22 protein-coding genes are annotated in these 25,432 nt (G+C 63.9%); 8 read left to right on the top strand and 14 right to left on the bottom strand.

The window, feature by feature from the left end; translation table 11 throughout:
- Positions 1–729: 729 nt before the first annotated feature.
- On the top strand, positions 730–1,044 hold the full coding sequence (locus AC5RWG_RS11645; protein ID WP_494166974.1) for a hypothetical protein: 315 nt from the start codon (positions 730–732) through the stop codon (positions 1,042–1,044).
- 209 nt (positions 1,045–1,253) lie between these two features.
- Here AC5RWG_RS11645 and AC5RWG_RS11640 read toward each other — a convergent pair whose 3' ends face one another.
- From AC5RWG_RS11640 to AC5RWG_RS11610, 7 genes are all read right to left on the bottom strand, one after another.
- Positions 1,254–1,583: a hypothetical protein gene (locus AC5RWG_RS11640; RefSeq protein WP_494166973.1), complete on the bottom strand. Its 330-nt coding sequence runs from the start codon at positions 1,581–1,583 to the stop codon at positions 1,254–1,256.
- Positions 1,584–1,719: 136 nt separating this feature from the next.
- Positions 1,720–3,783 (bottom strand): KAP family P-loop NTPase fold protein, encoded by a 2,064-nt coding sequence (locus tag AC5RWG_RS11635; RefSeq protein WP_494166972.1) that lies wholly within the window; start codon positions 3,781–3,783, stop codon positions 1,720–1,722.
- A gap of 1,617 nt (positions 3,784–5,400) precedes the next feature.
- On the bottom strand, positions 5,401–6,639 hold the full coding sequence (locus tag AC5RWG_RS11630; RefSeq protein WP_494166971.1) for a hypothetical protein: 1,239 nt from the start codon (positions 6,637–6,639) through the stop codon (positions 5,401–5,403).
- Positions 6,636–6,971, bottom strand: a complete 336-nt coding sequence (locus AC5RWG_RS11625; RefSeq protein ID WP_494166970.1) for a hypothetical protein — start codon at positions 6,969–6,971, stop codon at positions 6,636–6,638. Before AC5RWG_RS11625 ends, AC5RWG_RS11630 begins: the two co-directional genes overlap by 4 nt.
- A 193-nt stretch (positions 6,972–7,164) precedes the next feature.
- Positions 7,165–7,419, bottom strand: coding sequence for a hypothetical protein (locus tag AC5RWG_RS11620; protein WP_494166969.1), 255 nt, complete (start codon positions 7,417–7,419; stop codon positions 7,165–7,167).
- A 355-nt stretch (positions 7,420–7,774) separates the two neighbouring features.
- Entirely contained in the window at positions 7,775–9,193 is a 1,419-nt protein-coding gene (locus AC5RWG_RS11615; RefSeq protein ID WP_494166968.1) for a recombinase family protein, read from the bottom strand.
- A 567-nt stretch (positions 9,194–9,760) separates the two neighbouring features.
- Positions 9,761–10,675, bottom strand: coding sequence for a LysR substrate-binding domain-containing protein (locus tag AC5RWG_RS11610; RefSeq protein ID WP_494166967.1), 915 nt, complete (start codon positions 10,673–10,675; stop codon positions 9,761–9,763).
- Between the two features lie 103 nt (positions 10,676–10,778).
- Here AC5RWG_RS11610 and AC5RWG_RS11605 point away from each other — a divergent pair, with 103 nt between their 5' ends.
- The 4 genes from AC5RWG_RS11605 to AC5RWG_RS11590 are packed head-to-tail and all read left to right on the top strand — an operon-like array spanning position 10,779 to position 15,150.
- Positions 10,779–12,098, top strand: coding sequence for a cytochrome P450 (locus AC5RWG_RS11605; RefSeq protein WP_494166966.1), 1,320 nt, complete (start codon positions 10,779–10,781; stop codon positions 12,096–12,098).
- A gap of 15 nt (positions 12,099–12,113) precedes the next feature.
- The gene (locus tag AC5RWG_RS11600) at positions 12,114–12,440 is read left to right on the top strand and encodes a 2Fe-2S iron-sulfur cluster-binding protein (protein ID WP_494166965.1); all 327 of its coding nucleotides are present in this window, start codon (positions 12,114–12,116) and stop codon (positions 12,438–12,440) included.
- Positions 12,441–12,448: 8 nt separating this feature from the next.
- Complete coding sequence (locus AC5RWG_RS11595; protein WP_494166964.1) at positions 12,449–13,696, top strand: NAD(P)/FAD-dependent oxidoreductase; 1,248 nt, start codon at positions 12,449–12,451, stop codon at positions 13,694–13,696.
- A gap of 59 nt (positions 13,697–13,755) precedes the next feature.
- Positions 13,756–15,150 (top strand): MFS transporter, encoded by a 1,395-nt coding sequence (locus AC5RWG_RS11590; protein ID WP_494166963.1) that lies wholly within the window; start codon positions 13,756–13,758, stop codon positions 15,148–15,150.
- Between the two features lie 116 nt (positions 15,151–15,266).
- On the opposite strand, the gene AC5RWG_RS11585 is transcribed toward AC5RWG_RS11590, so the two are convergent.
- On the bottom strand, positions 15,267–15,674 hold the full coding sequence (locus AC5RWG_RS11585; RefSeq protein ID WP_494166962.1) for an XRE family transcriptional regulator: 408 nt from the start codon (positions 15,672–15,674) through the stop codon (positions 15,267–15,269).
- Positions 15,675–15,730: 56 nt separating this feature from the next.
- Between AC5RWG_RS11585 and AC5RWG_RS11580 the strand changes: the two genes are divergently transcribed.
- Together AC5RWG_RS11580 and AC5RWG_RS11575 are read left to right on the top strand one after the other, a co-directional pair.
- Positions 15,731–16,243, top strand: a complete 513-nt coding sequence (locus AC5RWG_RS11580) for a hypothetical protein (RefSeq protein ID WP_494166961.1) — start codon at positions 15,731–15,733, stop codon at positions 16,241–16,243.
- A gap of 47 nt (positions 16,244–16,290) precedes the next feature.
- Positions 16,291–16,620, top strand: coding sequence for a hypothetical protein (locus tag AC5RWG_RS11575; protein WP_494166960.1), 330 nt, complete (start codon positions 16,291–16,293; stop codon positions 16,618–16,620).
- 66 nt (positions 16,621–16,686) lie between these two features.
- Here AC5RWG_RS11575 and AC5RWG_RS11570 read toward each other — a convergent pair whose 3' ends face one another.
- The 4 genes from AC5RWG_RS11570 to cycA form a co-directional block, all read right to left on the bottom strand.
- Complete coding sequence (locus tag AC5RWG_RS11570) at positions 16,687–17,709, bottom strand: 1-aminocyclopropane-1-carboxylate deaminase (protein ID WP_494166959.1); 1,023 nt, start codon at positions 17,707–17,709, stop codon at positions 16,687–16,689.
- Between the two features lie 19 nt (positions 17,710–17,728).
- On the bottom strand, positions 17,729–18,175 hold the full coding sequence (locus AC5RWG_RS11565) for a VOC family protein (protein WP_494166958.1): 447 nt from the start codon (positions 18,173–18,175) through the stop codon (positions 17,729–17,731).
- Between the two features lie 173 nt (positions 18,176–18,348).
- Positions 18,349–19,302: an acyl-CoA thioesterase gene (locus AC5RWG_RS11560; RefSeq protein WP_494166957.1), complete on the bottom strand. Its 954-nt coding sequence runs from the start codon at positions 19,300–19,302 to the stop codon at positions 18,349–18,351.
- 219 nt (positions 19,303–19,521) lie between these two features.
- The gene (cycA, locus tag AC5RWG_RS11555; RefSeq protein WP_494024520.1) at positions 19,522–20,979 is read right to left on the bottom strand and encodes a D-serine/D-alanine/glycine transporter; all 1,458 of its coding nucleotides are present in this window, start codon (positions 20,977–20,979) and stop codon (positions 19,522–19,524) included.
- 350 nt (positions 20,980–21,329) lie between these two features.
- Here cycA and AC5RWG_RS11550 point away from each other — a divergent pair, with 350 nt between their 5' ends.
- Positions 21,330–23,354 (top strand): vWA domain-containing protein, encoded by a 2,025-nt coding sequence (locus AC5RWG_RS11550; RefSeq protein WP_494166956.1) that lies wholly within the window; start codon positions 21,330–21,332, stop codon positions 23,352–23,354.
- A 7-nt stretch (positions 23,355–23,361) separates the two neighbouring features.
- Here the strand turns inward: AC5RWG_RS11550 and AC5RWG_RS11545 are convergent, their stop codons facing one another.
- Both AC5RWG_RS11545 and AC5RWG_RS11540 read right to left on the bottom strand, forming a co-directional pair.
- Positions 23,362–24,729: a DUF2254 domain-containing protein gene (locus AC5RWG_RS11545; protein ID WP_494166955.1), complete on the bottom strand. Its 1,368-nt coding sequence runs from the start codon at positions 24,727–24,729 to the stop codon at positions 23,362–23,364.
- Entirely contained in the window at positions 24,726–25,358 is a 633-nt protein-coding gene (locus AC5RWG_RS11540; RefSeq protein ID WP_494166954.1) for a CG0192-related protein, read from the bottom strand. Before AC5RWG_RS11540 ends, AC5RWG_RS11545 begins: the two co-directional genes overlap by 4 nt.
- Between the last annotated feature and the right edge of the window lie 74 nt (positions 25,359–25,432).

The following is a 25,432-nucleotide window of genomic DNA, read 5'->3' as shown; positions in this document are numbered from 1 at the left end:
ATGAGGTTGTCTCGGACAGCCGGACTCATCAAAGAAGGGAGCTTCGTTGGAGATAGTAGCGATTATCGCGGCGTTAGTCGGCAGTGGAGGCCTTGCAGCCGTTTTCACAAACGGTGACCAATTTCGCCGGACGCACGGCTTGCAGAAACAGCTCAAGGAACTCCACTCGGCTAGAGAAATGATCGCATCCGACTCAAGGGAGGCCGATGCGCTGGACGCTTCGATCACTACCGTTGCTCTGGAGCTAGCGTCGCACGTGCTAGCTCGACAAAGTCCCCGTCCCTCCTTGGTTGGTATCTTCATAGGGATCACCGCCGCCGGTGCCTTCTATATGATCGTTGCCGAGGGCACGCCCGATATGGCGAGACCAGATTGGACGCAAAATCCTGTCCAAGCCGTTTTCGTCGTGTCTGGCTTGGTCATGTTTAGCGTGGGGCTCGCTGCAATTTACGTCCTGTGGCAACACGGGTTTGCCACTCGTCGACGTAGAAGGCGCATGGTTCGTTTGATCTCTGAAGCGGACTCCTTCAGTCCTGACGCTAGCCTTCGCCGTTACCGTGAGCTAGCTGGATTTAAGGAATCGAATCATTGGTCTGGCGGCCCACTTGGGGAGATCGTACGTCGGCTTGCCCGCTGGCTCCGAGGGTTCAAGCTTGCCCGCACCAACCGCGGCAGTCCGACGCTTGCCGCCACTAACTCTGACGTGATCGACCCTAAAGGTAGGTAGCCATGTCGAAGCCAAGTGGACTGTCGCTCGACCCGTTCCGCGAGGTCTTGCGGCTTTGCCCTGCCTGCCTGTGCAATGCGGCCGGGCTGGTGGACGAGGAGTGCGCGGTATGCAGTGGCGCAGGCTTCCTGGAGTTCGGCGCGGCCGCCCTGTCGATCTATGAACCCGAGGTGGTATCTGCGGCGATCAGCATCAGGCTGGAGGAAGCACTGCAGTCCCAGGACGACACCGCGCTGGCCCAGAGTTTGGAGGATCTGCGCTGGGCCGGAGTGCTTCACCATCCGGAACTGGCCAACTCATCATCAATTCCCTGTTGAAATAGCTTATTGAAGGGGTTCAAGAGGGAGGCAGGCGATGCGAGGATGGTGTGTTTTTTGGGTGCCGAAGGGGCGATCCATCGAGTCGACGCGGCTTGCGGTGCTGAACGTTCAGGACTGCGGAACTGACTTCAACACGCTGAACATGACGGGGAAAGCCAAAGGGCCCGGCATCATCAAAGGATCCCGGGCCCGTACTGCGGGTTCTGTCAGATGCGGGAGAGGATCAGGTCCCGAACCGTCTTGGCTTCCGCGTGGGAGACACGGAAGCCAACGGTGCCTCCAGCCGTTGTTACGTTCACGATTGAGTTCATCAGGCCGTCCTTCTTTGTTGCCACGCTGGTGACCTGACGGAAAGGAACGACCTCGGTTTCTTCCTTCTTGCCGCCCAGAAGCGACAGCCCTAGTGTGAAGCCTGCCTTAGTGGCCCGGGCGGCGGCGGAGCCGCTCTTCTTCCATTCAAGATGCTCTTCGAAGACGGCAACTTTGGCATTCTTGCCTGCTACGTGGCTGGTGAACTCATAGATTGGCGTGCTCATGGATGGTGTCCCCTACTTTTCGTCGAGTCTGCTCCGGCCCTTACCGGCGACGACAGCTTAGCCTCGGCGTGTGCTGGGTCCTTAGACAACCGCCGGCAATATGGGAATGTGACGCGCCCCCTTCCCGAGCTAGTGCCTAATCCAATAGCTCTGCCGCCGAGCGTCGCCCTTCTGCGTAATCGACGGCAAGATTGACCACACCGATGTCATCGGACGACAGACCTGAGAAATCAATGCGTCTGATTGCTTGCACGAGAGAGTCCTCAGAGCCGTAGACCTCACACAGCGCACCCCATGCGAGCCCAGGAGTCCGCTTCTCTGCCCGGGAGCCAACTGATTGACTTACCCTGTCCGACTTTGCAGAGCGCAGGATGGCAACCGTGAGCGCGTCATCGCTAGGCCCACGGAGGGCGACTGGCTGCAGGCCGCTACGCACAGAAAGGTACAGCAGTCGCATTAGATGCGCTTCGCCCGCTAGTGCTGCAGCGGGCGTTTGCTCCACCTCCTGCAAAAGAGACTTACGAGTGAGAGCTACAAACTCCTCGCTGGCGAGGTCGAAGCTGCCACCTTCAGAGGGAGTGACCATTTCGACTAGTTCGTCCTTCGACGTCAGACTGGTCAATAGTGGCAACGCGGTGGCGATCACTGATTCCCTGGCCTCTTCAGTTTCAAGGCTCCGCAATAGTCGGACACATACTCTTGCAACCGTCACCCGAGGCCCGAAGGAGAACAGACCTCGCGGCCGTTCTGGTATTTCAGGCAGCAAGTTTAGGAGTGCGACTAGGCCGGCGGCGACGCCGGAGGCTGGAAACTCTTGGAAGTTTGCCAATTCGGCGATTACATCTTCGACTTCATCGCGGGGAACCGATTGCAGGTATCGGTGGAATGATTCTGACTCGTCGAGCTTTCCGAAAGCTACCTCTGCGCGGTCGAACGCTTCTAAGCGCTCAGACTTTATTCGATCAAGATACAGGTTCAATATCTCCTTATTCGCGACTACGCGCTCCCGTAACCAGACGCTGTCCCAATCGCTTCCGTAACTGTAATTTTCGGTATGTCTTAGAGCCGCAGGAAATAGCCTTCGAATCATCGACTCTGCAACGGGTCGGTGACTGCCCGCTTTGTCCAAAAACCCTTCAATGTCTTGCTTAAGGTCAGGAGACTCATTTCCACCGAAGCCTATTTCGCGGGTTGTTGTCAATGCTCTTCGAATCTGAGCGACGTTATTGATCAGGTCAGGCCGAAACACGCGAACCGCCTCAAGAGCTAGAATGTCGCTTAGTTCGATCTTCTCTTTTAAGCTTGCTATCGCCAGCTGGCAAGATGAGGCGTACCGCCTCACATCACGCACGTTCTTGACCAAGGGCATGATTATTTCTGCAAACGAATCGGCCCAACGAGAAGCATCAAACAACTCGACACCGCCCATCTCATCAACGGTGTCCTGAAGGGCGGAGGCCAGAAGCCGACTGATCGTCTTGGTTGGTATCATCGGAAGGTCGATGCTCGTTTGCACTATCTTCTCCAGGTAGTCCCGGCCTGGCATGCCCGTTTGCGTCAGCGCCTCCTCAACCCGCGACCTGTCGTAGGCCAGAACGTAAATTATTTTTGGAAAGTTGGCTGTCAGCCTAACGAGCTTAAAAAGGTCCTGCACTTCACCACTCGTCAGCCTGTCGATGTCATCTATAAAGACGATCAACGGCTTGTCGAGGGCTTGCAAAGCATTCCCCAACTGTGCCTTCTTTTCCATGACGCTACTCTTGCCAGCGTCTTTTATCGTCCTGGTTGCTTGTGTGAAGGCTTTCCAGTGTGAGAAGAATGGGCCGACCACGGGCACCCACGAGAATGGGGTTAGCAGTGAACTGTAACTGTCTAGCGCGTCGATGATTTTATCGAGCTTGGAGTCGCGCTTCAACCTCAACTGGGCTGATAGCTCTCGGAAGAAAATGTCTACTAGTTGGTTTGTGCCCGAGAACATCCAAGGATTGAAGTCGAGCATGGTTCGTTCTGCAACTGTGACTTCACGTATGAGATTTAGGAGAGACGTTTTGCCGGAGCCCCACGGGCCCGTCAGGGCAAGAACGTGGCCATCGTCGGCGGAAAGCGTCTGTATGAGGTTACTGACCTCTGTCGCTAGGGCGCCTCGCCCTACGAGATCTTCGTCAATGCTTTTGATTGGGCCGTCATCGCGGTGCCTCATCGTCTCTGCTCTCAGCCGTGGTAAATGGGATGGGTCTTATTCAGATGGAAGGTTTGATCAATTCTCGCAGGTGCTCCTTAGCGCGTGTAGAGGCAGCGGTCGGTTCTTGGACGAGCACTAACGGATAAGTTCTTGCTGCCGATAATTCAGGATGAACAGCAGTCAGCGATGCCGCTCTGCACCCGCTGGTGCGTCTCGATCGCTGCCCAAGAGCGAGGTGTGCATGGCTTTCCTGGATGGCGCCGTCAAGGGCATGACTCTAAGGCTGCTTCACGTCGGATTCACTCCGGCGGAAGCGTTCTGTTTGGGGCAAGCAGCTTACATTGCGGAGCACACACGATCGGAGAATGTCCCCCGCGCGGTGCTCGAACGGCAGCAGGCGAGCTGGGAAATCAATCAGACTGTAGATTTGCTGTCCATGGACCCGTTCGGGCCCGATGCTCACCGCATGCGAATTCTCTTGTGGGAGAAGGTTTTTGGACTTGGTTCATGGCATGAGCCAATTGACCTCGGAGAGGTCTATCGCCCTTCGGCCCAAGCCGCGGACGAGCCAACGCCCCAAGCCGCCCCTTCGAAGTCTGCCCCACCTTCGCCCTCGCCCGCGCAAACATCGGCGCCTACAGTGCAGGCCGATCCACCCATTCCTTCTGCTCTGGTGTCAATCGCAGGGTTACTGGTACTGCTACTCGGGATTTGGACGCTCATAGCCATGGGGTTTGTTATCGCCGGAGATGGCGTACGGGGGCCCCGGGGCCAAATGGTTGGTGTCACTCTCATGCTAATGATCCTTCCGGTACTCATTAGCGGAGTCTTTCTGATGAATGAACGTAGAGCCCACCACTTAGCTGTGCAGATCACTGCCGTGACATCCACTAGCATCACCCTGGTCACCTACGTGGTCGGTTGGACCGCCGGTTTCTTGTCGGAGGGGCCGCTCTACTTTTCCCTTCTACTCGGTTTCGGGGCTCTCGTCCTCATGGCCGTAAATGGAGCAATAAAGGGGTACGCGTATTCCGGGGGTGACCAAGATGTTGTACGAGGACGAAGTCGTTGAGGCGGTTCGTGCTTACTTGGAAGCTCAGGGCTGGACGATCGAGTCCTATGCTCGGGCGACTCAACACGGTGATGACGTTGTGGCGTCATTGGATGAGCGACGGTTGCTGGTGGAGGCCAAAGGGGAAGGTAGCTCCAAGGCCGGAAGTAGTAGATACGGGCGGGCTTTCAGTCTCGGACAAGTCGGCACCCACGTTTCGGTAGCGGTCACACGCGCTCTGCGTGTGTGGTCCTCAGGTGAGGCGGAAGCTGCTGTTGCGTTCCCTGACAATGCTGACCATAGGTCTTGCGTTGGCCTCGTGATGCCGGCGCTGGCCAAACTCGGGATCAGCGTGTTTTGGGTGGCGCGGGATGGTTCAGTGACGGTCAGTTAGCTTGCCCTAGCCGACCGTCAGACGTCGTGCCGTAGGGATTGTTCTCGGTTTTCGATTTAACGGTTGGGGCCCTTCGTTCGGGTAGGACCTTGCCGCGGAGCCTGGGCGGGTAGTGGCTACTCCTGGGGGCAGATGGCTGTCAGATTTAGAATTTGAGGCGCTCAGAACGGCAGGTAACCGGTCACCCATTTCAAGCGCTGATTTCGGTACGCGCCGGGGTCTCCATGCATTCGGATGCCTTGATCAGCGCAATGAGGGCTGCGGACTGGCGATCCTTCTCCGCCTGCTCCTCCTGCGGGGTCATGGACTTCACGTTGACCTCCGGGCGGTGCTTCTGCTGCTCGGCCTCGGCTGCGACCTCGGGGAACACGCCGTCGTCGGCCGGGATGCTGGCCACCAACTGGTCCAGCGGCGGAACGCCCTCGGCCTCGGGATCCGGGTGCTCATCGAAGTCCTCGACCAGCTCGACGTCGGCCACTGGAGCCACAGCCTCAGAAACAGCTACAGGCTCGGCAAAGATTCCCGCAGCAATGTCCCGGCCGGTGGACGCTGGCGCAGCCGCGGCCCCAACCTCACCAACTACTTCCACTTCTCCATCAAGATCGCTCAACTGAGAATCAGCCGCAGGTGAGTTATCAGCGCTAGGTGATGATTTTGGAGAGGTAGTGGAGAGGTCATGGGTAGATGGGGCACCCTTTTCGGTGATCCAATCCACCAAAAACGGCGGTTCACTTGGGGAAAAACGGTGGTTCATTCCAACCGCAGTGACGCTCGTCGCACCTGAATCAACCACCGTTTTCGGTGCTTCATTAGAGGGTTGGGGATCCGTTTTCGGTCCCTCATTCGAATCAGCCACCGTTTTCAGTGTCCCATTAGGGGAATCAACCACCGGTTTTGGTACCTCATTTGCACGGAACTGCCGGATAGCGTCAGCCCTCGCTGCTTTAGCTGCGGCCTGCCGTTCCTTGGCCAGAGCTTGGGCCTGCTCCTTCAGCCGGGATGCCTCAACCCGGGCTTCCTTCCGGGCCTCTATGTCGGCCAGTGCCTTCATCGCGCGGGGGTCCAGCGGCACCGTCTCAAAGAAGTCCAGCGGGATCGTGAGCTGGTATTCGGCCGCAATGCCGCGGGCGCCATGCTTGCCCCCGGAGAACGCCTTGCGGGTCTGGTGCAGCAGCCCGTAGCTCAGGAGGTCAGCCAACACTGCGCTGCACGTCTTGGGGTCGGCGCCGCTAAAGGCGCTCAGGAGGTCGTTGCCGGGCCTCACATTGAATCCGGTGTCGGTGTCACCAAACCGTGCGAGGCGCTGGGCAATGCCCTTCCGGGCTGCCTTCATCAGCACCATGTCCAAGTGCACCAGCCATTCGAAGTAGCCGACTTCGCGCAGCGCGTCCTTGGTGCGCCCCTTGGTAAGGCTCTCTGCGGTGGTCATGCTGCTGTTGCCTTCCTGATGCATGGGGCACCGTGCCAGACGCGCAGGGGCATTGCTGCGCCGGCCGGGGTGTAGTGCTCGGTGTAGCCTGCGGGCTCCAAGAATCCGGCGTTACGTGCGACGGCGAACACGCTGCCCCAACGCTGCTGCAAGTCGGGCTCGGGCACGCCGGCCCGCCGAAGGTCGTCAACGGTGAACGGCTCCCCGACGTAGGCCAGCGGGTAGAGCACGCGCTCAGCCCGGTTGATCCACTCGGACAGTGCGAAGGCATAGCTAGCTTGCACGCCGTCGCTGAGGCCGGTTACGGTGGGATCATCGTTGAGTTTCAGCAAGCTGCTGATTGGATCCCCGCTGGTTGGCAGACCGGCGGGGATTTTGTTTGTCCCGTTCATGCCGCTGCTGCCTTGCTGCTGCCCAGGATTGCCGCCAGCCGGTCGCGCTGGGCAGCTTTCAGTGGAGGCGCCTTCTCCAGCTGGGCCTGAATCCACTCAGCTTTGCTACGCGGTTTCGTTGCCTGTGCCGCGCTCACTTGCCCGCCTCCAGTTCCAGGACCGGGATGGACTCGATTAGGGCCAGCAATCCCAGACGCTCGGCAAGGGTAACGCCTGTCACGGCGGGCAGGCCACGCTGAATATGGGCGGCGAGCTTGGCAACCTGCAGTTCGCGGCGCTTCTCCGCCACTACAGCCGGGCTTTGGCGGCGGCGGGACGCGACTGCGAGGGCGTCACGGGCGTCGGTGGGGGTGGGGAAGGCTTGGTGATGCTGATCCGAAAGGAACACGCTGTCCTCCTTGGACAATCGCGCTAGTTCGCAGAGGCTGACTGCAAACGTTCAGGAGGCCGGCTTTACGGTCCCCCCGGTCCCTCCACAGCCGGATTGCTGCAGGTGACCAATTCCTTTCGGTTGGTTCTATTTGTACTCAGCGGGTTGAGCCGCTGCCTCCGGATTGCTGGATTGCCTCTACAGCTGGGTTGCTGCGCATGGCGAGTGGCTTCCAGAGGGAGCTGGTGCGCCCTAGGGCGGTTGCATTGTGTTCATCCTTTGTCTCATCGAAGTCTTGTTTTTGCACGGTACCCCGCACCTAAGACTTAGGGTAACTGTCTATGCAGGACGGTGTGGGAATCCACTCAGCGTGCTAATTCCAGTCAATGCGGAGGAAATTTGGGTTGAACTCGCGTGCATACCCCTTCCCCATAGGCAAAACCGTGACCTTGAGCAGTGCCCTCACGACTTCCCGCCTCTGTGACCACTCCAAGGCGTCCCAGACGGCCAGTGAGTCTTCGGCGCCGACCAGGTCCCCGAGCGCCCTGACGCGGCGGGAACTGATCATCTGCGACTCCACCTCCGCCAACTGGGCACGTAGCGTCTTCGATCCGGTGGCCAATTGCTCAGCGGTAATCGCGTCCTCTGCGAACAAAACCGTCAGGTTGTTCAGCTTGGCCCGCAGGCCTTGGGCACGCGACCGCAGCTCCTTCGTGTCAGTAGCTCCGTCGTTGTTCAGCAGTTCTTTGGCGTCCGCCCGAGACAGCCGTGCCAGCACCAAGTCCCTCACATGTTCATCGGAATCCACAGCATTGCGCCCCAAGTGCGCCGAAGGGCCCGAACAACGGTAGACGGAGCGTTTGGAGTTTGCCCTGAGTGAGCTAACTGTCGCGGACTTCATCGTCTGTTCAATGCCCTGGGCCTCACACACTCCGCACAACGCGAGCCCAGCCAGCAACCATTTGCCTTGATTGCTCGGCGTCTTGCGTCGGGTCGGATCCTCCAAAATTGACTTCACCGTCAGATATACGTCCTCAGTGACAAGGGGCGTGAATGCGTCGGTCTTCACGACCTGCCCCTTGTAAACGGACGCGCCATGGTTCCGGGGACGCAGGAGAACTTGGCGCAGGGTCGCGTAGCTCCACGTCTTGCCTGTCGTGGTCAGAACCCCGGCCTCGTTCCACTCCCGGATGATCGAGCCGAGGGTGCGGCCAGCAATGACGTCCTCATACGCCTTCCGCACCATCGCTGCTTCCTTGGGATCCAACGTCGTGGCGTCCTTCTCGTAGCCGAAGGGCCGGGCACCACCGCGCCATTTACCTAGTTCGGCTGCCTGCTCGTGGGCCCGGGTGATGCGCTCGGACTTGTGGCGGGACTCGTACTCGGCAAACACACCGAGAATCTGTGCGTTCATCACTCCAGACGCCGTCGAAAGGTCAACATCGCCTGAGCGTACGAAGTGCGCCGTGGCCTTCTTCTCGTTCAGGAGCTGGATAAACCGGCCCAGCTCGGCGGTGTTGCGATGCAGCCGGTCGTCGTGCCACGCGATGATGGCATTGACTTCCCCGGATGCGATCGCCTCAACCAGCGCCTTGTAGCCCTTGCGCACCTTACCGTTGAACGCGCTTCGGTCGTTGTCGTCGAACTCGGCGACAACGCGCATTTTGCGGGCTTTGGCAAGGTTCCTGCAGTCTTTGAGCTGGCGTTCGACGCCGAGCTCCTGCCCGGCTTTGTCGTCGCTGATCCGCGTATAGATTGCGGCACGCGTGGTGCCGGCTGGTTTTGTACCCATGCTTGTAGCGTACTAACAATGTTCGGTAGGCCCGGCATGTACGCAGCCAGCAGGTGCGCGCTTCCGGGGAGGCGGGCACGTCCACCCCTGCGCCTGGATGGAGCGGGTACTCGCACCGGGTGCCCACGCCGTTGTGCGCGGACGAGCTGGTTTGCGCTGCCAGCTCTTGCCCGTCGGCGTCCTTCACCGCGGGCCGGGGCACCTGCTCAGCCCGGTACCGCTGCAGCGCTAAGAGACAGGTGCAGCAGTCCGGCCGCTGGTCCGGGCGCCTGCCAGAACGGGCGATGTTAGTCCGAGGTTTGAAAACCTGCCCAAACCGAAAGCGACGCGGCGGCGCTCAGTTGAGCACAGCCGTCGTTATTTTCTAGCTCCGCAAAGACCGCTGTAGACGTTGAGCGCGGGTTGGCCGCCGAGGTGGGCGTAGAGCACGTTGCTGTCGGCGGGGGCGTGGCCCCTTATGGCCGGGAGCGACAAGTCCGAGACCGCTTCTAGCAGAGTTATGGTGTTACCCCTCAGTGAGCCGTGGTTCAGAGACCTCGGCTCACTTTCTGTCCCCGCCCCGTCGCTTTACTTGGTGTCGATCCCTTCTAGAACTTCAGCCGCGTAGTCCATCACCGCACGGGCGCGGGCGCTGAGGGCTACGCCGTTGGGCCAGACAGCGACAACGGAGGTTATTCCCGCCCGGGGGCGTAGTGGTCTGGAGACGATGGGCAACCCCTCGGTGGTGACGGGTATCTGGTTGGGCCGCGACATCAGCAGGCTGTAGCCCAGCCCCCGGCCCACCAGCGCGCGGACCAAGTCAATCTGCGGCACGCGCGCCGCATATGTGGGAGTGAGCCCGCGTTCGTCGAACATCAGCTGGGTGTAGCCGGTGCTGGGCTGCGATTCGAGCATGATCAGCGGTTCAGGGGCGAGCTCCGCAAGATCGACGTCCGGATTCTCAGCCAGCGGGTGCGACTCGGCGAGTATGGCCATTACTTCTGTCTTGTAGATCTCCTGCCGCTGTAATCTTGCCGGCATTCCGATCTCGTAGACGATGGCTGCATCCAAGGCCCCTGTCTCCAGCTTCGGCAACAGGTCCCTGTGGTCGCCTACTGTGATGCTGATGTCCACGCCAGGGTGCAACTTGCCAAAGCCTTCCATCACCGATGGCAGTACGTTGCTGGCCAGCCCGATGTAGCAGCCCAGTGCAACCGGCCCCCTCAGTTCCCCGCCGACACCGGCGAGCTCACTGACCAGCCCGTCGGTTTCCTTCACGATGGTCCGTGCCCTGGCGGCAAGATACTGGCCCGCTTGCGTCAGCCGCATGCCCCGCGCTTTCCTCCGGACACACAGCTGCTCCCCTACTGCCGCCTCCAATTCGCTGAGCGCATGGGAGAGGGCGGACTCGGAAATGTGCAGCGCCGCTGCGGCAGAGCTCAACGTGTCATGGTCTGGAAGAGCAGCGAAGAGTTCAAGCTGCCGCAAGGTGAACTTTGCCATCTAGTCCCAAGCAATCGAAGAAGTTATGCGAATATCCGCAGTTTACTAGGAGAAGTGGCCGGGCGACACTAGTCACAAGATGTAGTTCATAACAGGAGGACAGATGTCTACCGCCCTCGAAGGCCGATGCCCCTTTGGCTATGGAGCAGATTCCGACAGCACTCCCGCCTCCACGCTCCCGGAATGCCCGGATGCGCGCGGGGCTGCCGTTGCAACAACCTCGGTTGCCGGTGCCGTCCCGGACATTTCCTACCCGGTAGCCGATTGGGTTGACCCGGCGCTGATGATGTCCGACCCCTATCCAACCTACGAGAGGCTGCGGCAGGAGTCCCCGGTCGCCTGGGTCCCGGCGATCAAGAAGTTCCTTGTCACCAACTACGAGGGCTGCCACGCAGTGGAGATGGACCAGGAAATTTTCAGTGCCAACGTCAGCGGCGCCGCAATGAATCGGGCACTGGGCGCGCAGCCGATGCTTCGCAAGGACGATCCGGACCACGCCGCCGACCGCGCCCCGATCAACCCTGTGCTGCGCCCCAAGAACATCAAGGAGGTCTGGGCGCCCGTCTTTGAACGCAATGCACAGACCTACTTGGACGTGCTGGAGGAAAAGGGACCGGACAACGCCGACCTCAACCGGGACTACGCGGCACCGGTGGCCTCGCAGAACCTGATCGACTTGCTGGGCCTCAAGGACGTCGCCGTCGAGCAGATGCGCCGCTGGTCGCACGACTTCATTGCCGGTTCCGGAAACGTTCTGGACGACCAGGCAATCTGGGACCGCTGCGATGCATCGCAGGCCGAACTGGACGCCATCCTCGACGAACTCATCCCGTTCTACCAGCAGCATCCGGACAGTTCGATGACCTCGGCGCTGGCCAACAGCGGCCTCCCGTTCGACAACGTGGCTGCCAACGTCAAACTAACCATCTCCGGCGGGATGAACGAGCCCCAGCACATGGTCACCAACATCGTGTGGGCACTGAGCCAGCACCCGGAACAACTGGAGAAGGTCCTCAGCGACGACGCGCTTTGGGCGGCCGTGTTCGACGAAACCGTGCGGTGGCGTTCCCCTATCGGCATGTACCCGCGCGAAACCACCCGGGAGACCACACTCTGCGGAGTCCGGCTGCCCGCAGGTGCAGGCCTCGGCGTCGTGGTCGCCTCGGCCAACCGGGACATTGAGCATTTTGGCCCCACGGCCGACGAGTTCAACATCTTCCGGCCCAAGACTTCCCACCTGGCCTTCGGCAGCGGCGTCCACCTGTGCGCCGGCCACTGGGCCGCCAAAACCTCCATCGGCCAGATCGCCGTACCGCTGGCCTACAAACGTTTCCCGGGCCTGCGCACCGACGACACCCGGGCGGAAAGCTGGGACGGCTGGGTCTTCCGCGGCCTCACCAGCCTGCCCGTCACTTGGAACTAGAAAGCAGCAGAACCAATGGCAAAAATCAGTTTCCACCACTCCGATGGCAATGTGGACGTCTTGGACGTCGACCCCGGCACTTCACTGATGCGGGCGGCGGTCACGAATGGCGTGTCCGGGATCGTCGGCGAATGTGGCGGCCAGGCGATGTGCGCCACCTGCCACGTCTACGTCCGGCCCGAATACGTCGGCGGGCTGCCGGAGATCAGCGATGACGAAGACGAAATGCTCGACTGCACCGCCGGCCCTCGCGACGAGTCCCGCAGCCGCCTCGGCTGCCAGATCACGGCTGGCGATGACTTCGAAACCATCGAGGTCGACGTCCCCGAAGACCAGGTCTAGGACAAGCCATGAGCACGTTCGGGAACATCGTCATTGTTGGCAACGGCCAGGCCGGCATCCAGCTGGTGGATTCGCTGCGCAAGGAAGGCCACGCCGGGGCCATCACCCTGCTCGGCGACGAGCCGCACCACCCCTACCAGCGGCCCCCGCTGTCCAAGGACTACCTGGCCGCCGGGAAGACCCCGGCCCCGCTGCCGCTGCGCCCGGAAAAATTCTTCACCACCAACGACGTCGATGCACGCCTCGGCGTGCGCGCCACCTCCATCGACCGGGCCGCCAGGACCGTCACCCTCGACGACGGCACCACGCTGTCCTACACAAAGCTGGTGCTCGCCACCGGGGCCGCCAACCGCGAACTGAGCGTCCCCGGCGCCGGCCTGGCCGGCATCCACGGCCTGCGCACCCTCGACGCCCAGACCCTGCACGCCCGCCTCGACACCGTCGGCTCCGTCGTCGTCATCGGCGCCGGCTTCATCGGTCTGGAGTTTGCCGCCGCCGCCCGCGCCCGCGGCCTCGACGTCACCGTCCTCGAATACGCCGACCGGCCCATGGGCCGGGCCCTGACCCCCACGATGAGCGCGTTCTTCGCCGCCGCCCACCGGCGCCTGGGCGTGAACCTGCGCCTGGGCGAAGGCATCGCCTCCTTCGACGCCGACGAGACAGGGCACGTCACCGCCGCCATCAGCACCACCGGCGAACGCTACCGCGCCGACCTGGTCCTCGTCGGTGTCGGCGTCATCCCGCGCACCGAACTCGCGTCGGCCGCCGGCCTCGAGGTGGACAACGGCATCACCGTGGACGCCACCCTGCGAACCTCCGACCCGGACATCTACGCCGTCGGCGACTGCGCGTCCTTCCCCAACGCCCACGCCGGCACCCGCACCCGGCTCGAATCCGTGCAAAACGCCACCGACCAGGCCCGGCACGCCGCCCGCGCCATCCTCGGCACCGGGTCCGGCGGCTACGCGGACCTGCCCTGGTTCTGGTCCAACCAGGGGCCGCTGCGCCTGCAGATCGCCGGCCTGGTCGCCCCCGGCGACGACGTTGTGCTCCGCGGCGACCCCGCCGACGAAAAGTTTTCCGTCTTCTGCTTCCGCAACGGCACCCTCGCCGCCGTCGAATCCGTCAACCAGCCCGCGGACCACATGGCCGCCCGCCGCCTCCTCGCCGCCGGCGCCACCCTCACCCCCGAACAAGCCGCCGACCCCGCCTTCGACCTCAAGACCTATTCGAAAGAACAGCCCGCCCCCGTCTAGCAGCAATCACTTTCCGTTTTTACCCATCCCATCATTTGTGAATATCGAAGAGGATAATCATGAGCACTGCAGCACCCGGGCAATCGTCCGCCGCAAACCAGCGTCGTGTCGCGTTTGCCACCATCGTCGGCACCACCATCGAGTGGTACGACTTCTTCATCTACGCCACCGCCGCTGGCTTGGTCTTCGCCCACCTGTTTTTCGAACCCGCCGGTGAATCCATCGGGCTGCTGCTGGCCTTCGCTTCCGTCGGCATCAGCTTCCTGTTCCGGCCGCTGGGGGCCTTCCTGGCCGGACACTACGGCGACAAGCTCGGCCGCCGGGCGATGCTGGTGATCACTCTGATCCTGATGGGTGCCGCCACCACGCTGATCGGTGTGCTGCCGACCTACGAGACCGTCGGGGTGCTGGCACCGGTGCTGCTGCTCCTGCTGCGCATTCTGCAGGGCATCTCTGCCGGCGGTGAATGGGGTGGCGCCGTGTTGATGGCTGTCGAGCATGCACCGCGTAACCGCCGTGGCCGGGCCGGTTCCTTCCCACAGCTGGGTGTGCCGCTGGGGATGCTGCTGGCTTCAGGCGTGATGACGCTGATGACCGGCGTCGTCTCCCCGGGAGAAGCATTCCTTGAGTGGGGCTGGCGGATCCCGTTCCTGCTCAGCATCGTCTTGATTGGGGTCGGCTACATGGTCCGCCGGTCGGTGGACGAATCTCCGGTATTCAAGGAGATCGCCGAGAAGAAACAGCAGCAGAAGGTTCCGGTCGTCGAACTGTTCCGCAAGCACTGGTTGCTGGTGATTCTGGCCGCGCTGGTCTTCGCCGGCAACAACGCCGCAGGCTACATGGCCACGGGCGGGTTCATCCCCAGTTACGCCACCTCTGACGCAGTGGGCTTGGAACGTACGGACGTACTGCTGGCCGTCACGTTCGCCTCGGCCATGTGGTTCATCTTCACCGCCTTGGCCGGCGTCCTGGCCGACAAGATCGGCCGCAAGCGCACGTACCTTCTCGGGTTCGGCGCCCAGTTGCTGACCGTATTCCCGCTGTTCTGGCTGATCGACACCGGCTCGCTGGGCATGCTCTACCTGGCTCTCGGCCTGTTCACCATCGGTCTCGGGCTTGGCTACGGGCCCCAGGCTGCCTGGTACAGCGAGATTTTCCCGGCCTCCGTGCGATACTCGGGTGTCTCCATTGCCTACGCACTGGGCGCGATCCTCGGCGGCGCGTTCGCCCCGACCATCGCCCAGGCACTGATCAATTCCACCGGGACCAGCAGCTCCGTCTCGGCGTACCTCTTCGGCATGACGATCATCTCCATCGTCGCCGTGCTGATCCTGCGCGACCGCCCGGGCATCGACCTCTCGATCAACAACCAGGCCGAGCAGGAAGTCGGCGCCACCGTCTTCGACAAGCGCCGCGGTGTCTCCACGGACGAAGCTGTGAAGGCAAGCGTCTGAGTCAACCCGCGGGTTGTAGCACCTAACTCGATAGGACCTGTTGCGGGTGTCCGGGCGGACTCATCCGGTCGGACACCCGCAACAGCATCTACCTCGTCTTCGTCGGGAGGAGCGGTCTAAATATCGTCGCCGTGGGCCGATCCGCCTTCGCCTTCCCAGGTTTCCAAACGCGCGACCTTGGAAGCGTTGAACTTCCGGCGCACTCCGTAGCCGCCGTGATCGTCGTCCTCGATGAAGACGACGCCGAACTGCTCCAAGGCACGGCGCAATTGCCAGTTCTGCTCCGGAGTCAGCGCCTGGTTGCCCTTCTCGAAATCGCGCACCTGTTTCTTGTCCAGGCCGGCTGCCTTGCCGATCATTTTGGACGAGACCTGGGACAGTGCGCGGGCCGCGCGTGCAAGATCTGAGGGAATGATCATCGATGACTTACTCATGGCCTGATCATCCCAGTCTTTGAGAAAAGGTGCAGCCGTCGTTTCGGCTTTCTGCCACGCCACCTCCAGCGTCGAGAAAGATACGGGCACGTAGATAGCTTGTTGTCCTCAACCACATCAACCGATGCATGCCCTAGGTTGGAGCCATGATCGCGCTGCAAGCTCCAGATCCGGTCGAGGTTGTGGTCCGCAATGACGCCCCTGATGCCTGGGATGTTCTCGCTTCCCTCGGTCCGCTGGCGATTCTCGTCGCCGCCTTGATAGCCGCTTACATCGGCTGGCGCAGCATGCGGGTTCAGGCCGAGGCAGATCGCCGTGCCCAGTGGTGGGCGCGGGCGGAGTGGGCGTTGGAAGCCTCAATGTCGCCCAGCATGGACCGGAAAGTCGTCGGGCTCGGCGTGTTGGCGCTTCTCGCCGAAAGCCAGCTGGCCGGCGAAGAAGAGGCGCGGATTCTGCAGGTCGCCTCAAACGACGGCTTGGCTCAGCAGGTCACGGCTCTTGAGGACGTGGAGACCATGCCGACCTCCCCCAAAGCCGCTGACTCCCCACGACAGGACAGGGTCAGGATCCAGGCAGCCAGGCTGCGCGTGGTGACAGACAAGAAACAAGGGCGCCAGACACCCGAGTGGATCGTGAAGCTGGCCCAAACTTCGACTTAATTCCCCGCCATGGCACAAATACGGCAGACTAAGCCCGGAGGAAATGCATGACACCCCACGATCAAACCGTTTCAGAAACGCAGCAAAAGCCGAAAAGCTACCTGGAGTGGAAGTTTTCCAGCGGCGGCAAAGTCTTCCGCGATCTGCTCGGGATTGCCTTCATTTTTCTGTTCATCACCCTTTTCAATATTGCGGGCAACGGGTTTTGGATGAACCTCGGCGGCGCCGTCCTTATCGGCCTTGCTCTCGATGCCGTAGAATACCAGCACGAAGTGCACCGGCGGCCAGCCGTCCGGAAACACGTCATCTGGTGGCAACTGCTGGCCGCGGTTGCCGTAACCATTCTGTACATCAGCGTGATCCAACTGACCCGCTGACGATCCGCTGCCGGCCCGGGACACACTGAACGGCGGCGCTCGGGCGAGCGCCGCCGTCGTTGTTTCCTAACTCCGGAACAGGCCGCTGTAGGCGTTGAGGGCCGGCTGACCGCCGAGGTGGGCGTAGAGCACGGTGCTCTCGGCCGGGATCTGCTTGCTGCTGACCAGGTCGATCAGGGCGGCCATGGATTTTCCTTCGTAGACCGGGTCGGTGATCATGGCTTCGAGCGATGCGCTCAGCCGCATGGCTTCCAGCGTGGATTCGACCGGGATGCCGTAGAGGTCGCCGGCCCAGCCCTCCAGCACCGTGATCTCGTCGTCGTGCAGGTCCCGTTCGAGCCCGATCAGCTGCGCCGTGTTGCGGGCGATGCGGCCGACCTGGTCGCGGGTCTTGGACAGGGTGGCGGAGGCGTCGATGCCGAGCACGCGGCGCGGCCGGCCGCCGGCGTCCTGCAGGGCGGCGAACCCGGCGACCATGCCCGCGTGGGTGGAGCCGGTGACAGTGCAGACCACGATGGTGTCGAAGAAGACCCCCAGCTTCTTCTCCTGCTGCTGCACCTCGTACGCCCAGTTGGCGAATCCCAGCCCGCCGAGCTTGTGCTCGGAGGCGCCGGCCGGGATGGGGTAGGGCTTGCCGCCGGCCGCCTCGACCTCGGCGATGGCGTTCTGCCAGGAGTCGCGGATCCCGATGTCGAAGCCGGCCGGGTCGAGCCGCACGTCCGCCCCCATGAGCCGGGAGAGCAGGATGTTGCCGACACGGTCTGTGAGCGGGTCCGGCCAGTCCACCCAGTTCTCCTGCACCAGCAGCGCCTTGAGGCCGAGGGTCGCGGCCACCGCCGCCACCTGCCGGGTGTGGTTGGACTGGAAGCCGCCGATGGACACGATGGTGTCCGCGCCCTCCGCGAGGATGTCCGGGACGATGTACTCGAGCTTGCGTGTCTTGTTGCCGCCGTAGGCCAGGCCGGAATTCACGTCCTCCCGCTTGGCCCAGACCTGCGCGCCGCCCAGATGCTTGCTGAGCCGGGGCAGGTGGTGGACCGGGCTGGGGCCGAAGGTGAGCGGGTAGCGGTCGAACTCCGTGATGGCCATGGGTCCTCGTTCGGCCGGGTTACGGCTGCTGCGCCGAACCGGCGTTTTCCGGGGCGGTGATGTTGACCATCCAGTTCACGCCGAAGCGGTCGGTGAGCTGCCCGAAGTAGTCTCCCCACGGGGCCTGCTCGAGCGGCTGGTTGACGGTCGCGCCGTCGCTCAGGCCCTCCCAGTAGCCCCGCAACTTGGCGTCCTCGCCCGGGTCTTCGCCGCTGGAGCTGAGGCAGATGTAGCCGTTGGGCGATGACTGCATCTCCGGGGGCACGTCCGAGGCCATCAGCAGGAAGCCGCGGTCGACGAACACCGACGAGTGCATGATGTTCGCGCCGGTCTCGGGGTTGTCGTCGCCCATTCCCTCGGCGTAGGTCATCTTGCTCACCTCACCGCCGAACACGGAGTGGTAGAACTCGATCGCCTCCGCGGCGTTGCCGCTGAACTGCAGGTAGGGGTTCAGGTCCAGTGCCATGGGTCTGCCTTCCGTAGTGGATGCGGCGCGGTTCCGTGCCGCGTTCATTCTTGCGCCTTCAACGGCGCGCGGGAAGGGTCGGCGGGCCACGGCTGCACCTGCCCGTGAGGTGGAACGTCCAACCTGGGAGGGCTGGCTCCCGAGCTTCCGCACCCCGTGCCGGGAAGTGGGGGTCAGTAGGTCCGCTCGACGCCGAACTCCAGCGGGGGAAGTGCCGCGCGCCGCCGGACCAGGTCCTGGGCGTGGGCGGCCAGCCGCCGATCCTCGTCGGAGCGCGGCACGAGTTGCGGAACCTTGGCGGCGTGCCCGGCGTCGTCCCGGGTGACGAAGACGGTCATGCACTGCGTGGTGTCCCGCCAGTCGCCGCCGCGCGGGTCCCGTGCCCGGACGTGGACGGCGATGTGCATGGAGTGCGGACCGGTGTGGATCATCCGGGCGGAGAGTTCCACCAGGTCCCCGATGTGGACCGGGTTTAGGAAGTGGATGCCGCCGGAGTAGACCGCCACGGCGTCGGCACCGCACCATCCCATGGCGCAGGCCCTGGCCACCTCGTCAATCCAGCGCAGCACGATCCCGCCGTGGGCGTTGCCGCCCCAGTTCACGTCCGTGGGGGCGGCGAGGAAACGGAAGCGTTCGGAGGGAGTGGTGCCCGCATCCGTATATGCCTGGGCGCTCATCACCTCGCGGATCTCGCGCCGGGCCTCCAGCCGGCCCTCGATCCCGCGGGCCAGCCGCTGCGACGCGTCGTCGGTCGGCGCCCACGGCGGAACGGACCGGGGCCGCCGCTGCTCGTCCATGGCGACGAACACCAGGATGCAGTCCATCGCCGGCCGGAACTGCCGCGAGCGCACGTCGGCCGCGTCGACGGTGACGACCACCTGCATGCTGGAACGGCCGGTGTGCGCGATGCGGGCGCTGACCTCGATCAGGTCGCCGTTGTGGATCGGCCGGGTGAAGTGCACATTGCCGACGTACGCGGTGACGCAGTATCCGCCCGAGTAGCCGACGGCGCACGCGTACCCGGCCTTGTCGATCCACTCGAGGACCCTTCCGGCCTGCACCGTGGTCCCGTCGGCCGCGACGTCGGTGGGCGCGGCGAGGAAGCGCAGCGTGATCGAATCTTCCATGGCGCCCATCGTAGTCGCGCGGTGGCGGCCGAGAGGGACCGAAGGCCGGAGGGACGGTCTGCGAGGGAGGGACGGGGGCGGAGCCCGAGGGATGACGGGCGGGGTCGAACGGGTGGGGCAGGGAGGGAGCTGGCTCCGGGTGGGTCGCACAACGAAAAACGTCCGCTCCCCGGAGACCCCGGGGAGCGGACGTTTCGGTGAAGCCGGCGGCGGGTTTGGCTAGCGCCGGCCGGCCAGGGCGTCTTCGCGGCCGGCGAGGGCCGCCTTTTCCTCGGCGACCTTGGCGTCGTGGGCGGCGCGGATCGCGGTGTGCTCCGGGTTGCGGCGCAGCCACAGGTAGCCGATGCCGAGCGCGACGAACCAGACCGGGGTGAACAGCAGGGCCGCCAGCGTGTCCGGCTGGGTGGTCAGCGCCCACAGGATGAAGGCGAAGAAGGCCATGACCACGTAGGGCATGAACGAGCCGCCCGGCATCTTGAACTTGCTGGCCTCGTGCAGGTGCGGCCGGCGGCGGCGGTACACGATGTAGCTGACCAGGATGATGGTCCAAACGAACATGAAGCAGAGCGCCGAAACCGTGGTGACCATGGTGAACGCCTCGGAGACGCTGCCCTCCGCATAGAGCAGGACCACGCCGGCGAGCAGGAACATGCAGGAGAACAGCAGCGCGCTGCGCGGCACACCGCGGCTCGAGAGCTTGCCGAAGCGCTTTGGGGCATCGCCCTCCAGCGAGAGGCCGTAGATCATGCGCGACGTCGAGTAGATGCCCGAGTTCGCCGACGACGTCGCCGAGGTGAGGACCACGAAGTTCACGACGCCGGCCGCGCCAACGAGGCCGGCGAGGGCGAACATGCCCACGAACGGGGATTCGTCGGCGTTAAACCCGGTCCACGGCTGGACGGCCATCAGGATGATGAGGGCGCCTACGTAGAAAATCAGGATGCGGATCGGGATGGAGTTCACCGCCCGCGGCAGGTTCTTCTCCGGGTCCTTCGTCTCGGCGGCGGTGGTGCCGACCAGTTCGATTCCGACGAACGCGAACACGGCGATCTGGAACCCGGCCACGAAGCCCATGAAGCCGGTGGGGAACATTCCGCCGTGCTCCCACAGGTTCCCGAAGGAGGCGCGGACGCCGTCGTGCTCGAAGTTGGTGATGATCATGACCAGGCCGACGACGATCAGGGCCACGATGGCAACGATCTTGATCAGCGCGAACCAGAATTCGGTCTCGCCGAAGGCCCGCACGGTGGGCAGGTTCAGCGCGAGCAGCAGCAGGATGCAGGCGAGCGCCGGGATCCACAGCGGCAGGTCAGGCCACCAGAACGCCACGTAGTGGGCGATCGCGACGACGTCGGCGATGCCGGTGACCACCCAGCAGAACCAATACGTCCAGCCGGTGAAAAACGCCGCCCACGGCCCCAGGATGTCGCCGGCGAAGTCGCCGAAGTTCTTGTACTCGGTGTTACTCAGCAGCAGCTCCCCCATCGCCCGCATGACGAAGAAGAGCATGAAACCGATGATCATGTAGACAAAGATGACCGAGGGGCCGGCGACGGAAATCGTCTTGCCCGAGCCCATGAAAAGCCCGGTGCCAATCGCACCGCCGATGGCGATCAACTGGATGTGGCGGTTGGATAAAGACCGCTGGAGGTGCGGTTCGGTGCTGGTGGCGCTCACTATGTTCCTTACGGGTGGGACTGTGCAGCTGCGGGAGGTTCCCTTCGAACCGGTCGGACGCAGGCTCCATTGCCCGTCCGGCCAGACCGAGAGCAAGCCGCCCGCGGCTCAGCCCGGAGGGGCCGACTGGGTGACCTACGCCACGAAAACCTATCTGCCGCGGCTCACGTGGGTCAAATCGAGAACAATCGGGAGCACCGTCCAGGCTGGCCCGCGAGGAAACGCGCGGTGAACAGGGCCGGCATTCCGCCGGCCGGCCGGTGGGCGCGCTTCGCCGCCCGCCGGCTGGCCCGTGGGCCGCGTTTTGCCGGATATAGTCGGGGCAAAATAACGTTTCATCGAGAGAGTCGGTGTCGATTGTGAGTGCGAGCGTCGGGGTCTTGAAGGGCGCGCTGGGAGTGGTTGCCGCGCTGGCCATGTTCCTGCCGCAGCAGGTGCCGGTTTCGCAGGTGCCGGTTTCGCAGGTGCCCGTTGCGCAGGTGCCGGTTTCGCAGGTGCCCGTCCCACAGGCTCCCGCCTCAGGATCCGAGGAGGCCGTGCCGGTGATGCTGATTCTGGACGCTTCCGGCTCCATGCTCAACCCCGACGCCGACGCCAAGGGCACCCTGCGGATGGACGCAGCCAAGGCCGCTGCCACGGAGCTGGTGGAAACCCTGCCGGCGGGATCGCAGCTGGGCCTCATGGTCTACGGCACCAACACGGACAGTTCCCCCGAGGCCCGGGCCGAGGGCTGCAAGGACGTGAGCGTGCTGTCCAAACTGGGCACCGCAGATCCCGGGAAACTGGTCGATCAGATCGACTCGATCAAGGCGTCCGGCTACACCCCGGTGGGCGAGGCGCTGCGCCGGGCCGCCGCGGAGCTTCCCGACGACCGTCCCCGCAGCATTGTGCTGGTGTCGGACGGCATCGACACCTGCTCGCCGCCGCCGCCGTGCGAGGTAGCCAAGGACCTGGCCAAGGACGGCGTGGACCTGGCCATGCACACCATCGGGTTCAAGGTGGATGCGCAGGCCCGCAAGGAACTCGAATGCATCGCCAAGGCCTCCGGGGGCACCTACGCCGACGCGGACAACGCTGACACGCTGCGTGAGCAGATGGTCATCAAGACCGTCCGCGCGCTGAACCCCTACGACTTCGCCGGCATCCCGGTAACCGGCGGCAAGAGCGCCGCCGCTGCCGCGGAGGTGTCCACCGGCCAGTACCTGGACACCTTCGCCGCCGGCAGCGACAAGACGTACGAGGGCGGGACGCGCAAGTTCTACAAGGTCCACCTGGACGACGGCGAGCGCCTGCACGTCAGCGCGTCCCTGGTGATGCCGATCCGGGCCGGCAGCATGACTACCTACAGCGCCCTGGAGCTCGAGGTCTTTTCCCCCGACGGGCAGGAATGTCTGAACTCGATTCGCGAATCCCGCGACGAGGCCCGGCTCTCCGATGGCCCGGTCACCGCGGTGCTCTCCACTGGCGCCATGGGCAGCGGCGACCAAGAGTGCCTCGAGCCCACCGGCGGCGGCGAACTGGTGGTCGGCGTGACCCGGAGCGGTCCGGGCTGGAAAAAGGACCCGCTGCCGATGGAGCTGCTCTTCCTCGCCGAGCCGGAGGCCGATACCACCGGACTGCCGGCCGGCTACGACGCCGTGACCAAGCTCGATCTGCTGAAGCCGGGCTCCAAGCCGCGGGAGACCACTCCCGGCAACAGCTTCAATTCCGCCCCCGAGCTGGCGCCCGGCAGCTTTGCGGCCACGCTCATCCCTGGCGAGGTGCACTTCTACAGGGTGCCGGTGGACTACGGGCAGCAGCTGCGTGCCGTCGCCCAGCTCGGCGATTACGAAAAGGACATCTTCAATCCGTCCTACCTGCAGGTCGGCTTCGCCAATCCGCTGCGCCAGCCGGTGACGATCACCGACGGCACCTCCACGGGGGCCTACGGCATGACGTCCATGGCCGACCCGGGCACCAAGGTGGCAGCGAACTTCGCCTCTCCGGTGCGCTACCGCAACGCCGCCGAGGGCATTCACGACGTCCGCAACCTGTACCTTGCCGGCGACTACTACCTCCAGGTGGCCGTCGACCCGCTGTACTTCGAGGACGCGAAGGAGACGGAGATCCCCTATACCCTGACCCTGGATCTGGTTGGCGACGTCGAACCCGGCCCCGGCATGACCGAACCCGGTGCTTCGGCCGCGGCCACCGAATCCGCGGTGGCAGAACCGGCGGACCACCAGGCGGGGACGGCAACTGTCGTTGCCGTGGCGGACGACGGCGAAGGCCCGGCTTCGGTCCCGGCCCTCGCCTGGGGCATCGGCGCGGCCCTGGTCCTCGCCGCCGGCGTGGCCACCGCCGTCGTACTCCGCAGGAATCGCGGCGTGAAGTAACGCCGGGCTACCGGCTGCGGCTGTGGTCGGCGGGGTCTGTCTCGTCGGAGGACAGCGCCTGGAGGCGCCGGAGGTCCTCGGGGTGCAGTTCGGGCCGGTCCCGCATGGCGTCGAGAAGTAGCTGCATCTGCCGGTTCAGGGCCGGCGTGTGTTCGGGGTGGCCCTCGGCACGGACGTGTGCGATGAGCATGCGGAGGACCCGCAGGAGAGCGGCGACGACCTCCGGCTGGTCCAGGCTCGTCTGTCGCAGCTGGTCGAAGGCATGGTCGACGTATTCGGCATGGTCAAGGTTCCACGGCTGCAGCAGTACCCGGCCTGACTCGTCCTTCAGCGCTTCCGCAGCAAGCGGGGCGGTCAGGACCGCCCGCAGAAGGCTGCCCAGCCTCAGGATGACCTCCACTGCCGTGGTGGGGTCGTTGATGGCCGGGCTCAGCGCCCGCAGGCCTATGTCAACCAGCTGGCGGATAGCGAAGTCGACATCCTGCAGCATGGTCCGCGAGTCGGCTATGGCAATCGCCCCGGCAAGCTTCTCCCGGCTGCGCTCCGGCGGTGGCGGCCACACCGTGAACAATGCTTCACCCGCGTGGATGTAAGCACCCACACGGGTTTCCATCCGCACCGTCGTGCCGGCAGGGACCGCTCCCAGCAGCTGGCCGCTGTCCACCTGGCTGATCCATCCGCTCATCCGGCAAGGAATGACGGCGGCATTCCCGGGGGCATGGAAGTCTTCGGGCTCCACGGGCTGCAGGCCAGAGGGCACCCGGTTAAGAGCCGCCACGACGGTCCGGCCCTCTGCCGCGATGACCCGGGCGACGTTGCCAACCTGCAGTCCGCGGGCAAGATGGTCCAGGTGGACGATGATCCCCACCACCGTCACCAGGGTGAGGACGACGGCGATCGTCAGGGATATGCGCGGCGCCGGCTCGGTCGGTTCCCCGCTCAGGCTCGGCAGGACGAGGACGCAGTAGAAAAACGTGGCAACGAGCAGGCCGATAACCGCCTGGCTGAGCCGGTCCCGGATGAACGAGCGCATCACACGCGGCGAGAACTGGTCGCTGGCCAGCTGCAGGCTCACCACGGTCAACGAGAAAACCACGCCGACGGTGGTGATCATCGCTCCCGCGACGGTGGACAGCAGCCAGGTGGCGGCATTGCTGCTCATCGCCAGCGTGAGCGGCACATCGGCATGGTGGCCGAGGGCTCGGTCGACGGCGGTGGCACCGATGGCCAGCGCGATGCCGGCCAACATCACCACCGCCGGGAAGAGAAAGAGGCTCTCCTTGAAGCGGTAGCGCAACGCGGCAACACGCAGGCCCCAGGCACCTTCCTCTCGCTGAACCCCCGACTCCTTGCTCCTCCGCACCGGGCGGCTCACCAGGCTGAAGCGAGGATCAGCGGCGGCTGGCCCGGCAGCGAGCAGGTCAGCGTCAGGGCCGTGGCCGGCCTCTCCTGGGACCCGGGAGTTCGGTAGACGGTCAACGTCAATGGGTTGGCATCGATGGTGGTGACGCTGCCCTCGGTGGTGGGCACCGCCGTCGTCGTGGTGGGGACGATGCCGCCGGGACCGCCGCTGCCGCGGACCGGGAGGGCGCCGGCCAGCGGCTCGAGCTTGCCGTCCACGTCGCGGAACTGCTCCGCGCCGGATCCGCCCTGGATGATCACGGTGGCCAGCGCGGTGGCGTAGACCGGGTCGGCGCAGGCGTCGTAGACCCAGCGGTCGCCGAGCACGGAGTGGTCCATGGTCCCGGCCAGGAATTGTTCGGCTCCGGGCAGCGGTGCGCCCCGGTAGGTCAGCGGGACGTGCAGCACCGAACCCTCGCCGGCCCGGACCAGGTGCGTTTCCATGCCGACCTCTCCGGCCGGATCGTCGAAGCGGAAGGCGCCAAGGTGCTCCAGCTCGCCGGCGCTGGCTCCAAGTTGTTGGAACCATGGCTGTTCGGGCAGCCATGCCGCCAGCAGCTCCTGCTTGGTGGGATTCAACACTGCGTCGTAAATGATGGCCATGTTTGTAGCCTATCCACTCTCGGACAGACACGGGCCGGCGGTCAGACGGTGACGGGCTTGCCGTGCCGCCTCGG

This window comes from Arthrobacter sp. Y3221160 (assembly GCF_059092585.1).
Note: the sequence above shows the minus strand (reverse complement) of the source record. Positions and strands in the feature narration are given on the sequence as shown.

Excerpts from the sequence above, each read along its gene's own strand:
- AC5RWG_RS11645 (WP_494166974.1), top strand. The coding sequence starts at position 730 with ATGTCGAAGCCAAGTGGACTGTCGCTCGACCCGTTCCGCGAGGTCTTG.
- AC5RWG_RS11640 (WP_494166973.1), bottom strand. The coding sequence starts at position 1,583 with ATGAGCACGCCAATCTATGAGTTCACCAGCCACGTAGCAGGCAAGAAT.
- AC5RWG_RS11635 (WP_494166972.1), bottom strand. The coding sequence starts at position 3,783 with ATGAGGCACCGCGATGACGGCCCAATCAAAAGCATTGACGAAGATCTC.
- AC5RWG_RS11630 (WP_494166971.1), bottom strand. The coding sequence starts at position 6,639 with ATGACCACCGCAGAGAGCCTTACCAAGGGGCGCACCAAGGACGCGCTG.
- AC5RWG_RS11615 (WP_494166968.1), bottom strand. The coding sequence starts at position 9,193 with ATGGGTACAAAACCAGCCGGCACCACGCGTGCCGCAATCTATACGCGG.
- AC5RWG_RS11610 (WP_494166967.1), bottom strand. The coding sequence starts at position 10,675 with ATGGCAAAGTTCACCTTGCGGCAGCTTGAACTCTTCGCTGCTCTTCCA.
- AC5RWG_RS11605 (WP_494166966.1), top strand. The coding sequence starts at position 10,779 with ATGTCTACCGCCCTCGAAGGCCGATGCCCCTTTGGCTATGGAGCAGAT.
- AC5RWG_RS11600 (WP_494166965.1), top strand. The coding sequence starts at position 12,114 with ATGGCAAAAATCAGTTTCCACCACTCCGATGGCAATGTGGACGTCTTG.
- AC5RWG_RS11595 (WP_494166964.1), top strand. The coding sequence starts at position 12,449 with ATGAGCACGTTCGGGAACATCGTCATTGTTGGCAACGGCCAGGCCGGC.
- AC5RWG_RS11590 (WP_494166963.1), top strand. The coding sequence starts at position 13,756 with ATGAGCACTGCAGCACCCGGGCAATCGTCCGCCGCAAACCAGCGTCGT.
- AC5RWG_RS11580 (WP_494166961.1), top strand. The coding sequence starts at position 15,731 with ATGATCGCGCTGCAAGCTCCAGATCCGGTCGAGGTTGTGGTCCGCAAT.
- AC5RWG_RS11575 (WP_494166960.1), top strand. The coding sequence starts at position 16,291 with ATGACACCCCACGATCAAACCGTTTCAGAAACGCAGCAAAAGCCGAAA.
- AC5RWG_RS11570 (WP_494166959.1), bottom strand. The coding sequence starts at position 17,709 with ATGGCCATCACGGAGTTCGACCGCTACCCGCTCACCTTCGGCCCCAGC.
- AC5RWG_RS11565 (WP_494166958.1), bottom strand. The coding sequence starts at position 18,175 with ATGGCACTGGACCTGAACCCCTACCTGCAGTTCAGCGGCAACGCCGCG.
- AC5RWG_RS11560 (WP_494166957.1), bottom strand. The coding sequence starts at position 19,302 with ATGGAAGATTCGATCACGCTGCGCTTCCTCGCCGCGCCCACCGACGTC.
- AC5RWG_RS11540 (WP_494166954.1), bottom strand. The coding sequence starts at position 25,358 with ATGGCCATCATTTACGACGCAGTGTTGAATCCCACCAAGCAGGAGCTG.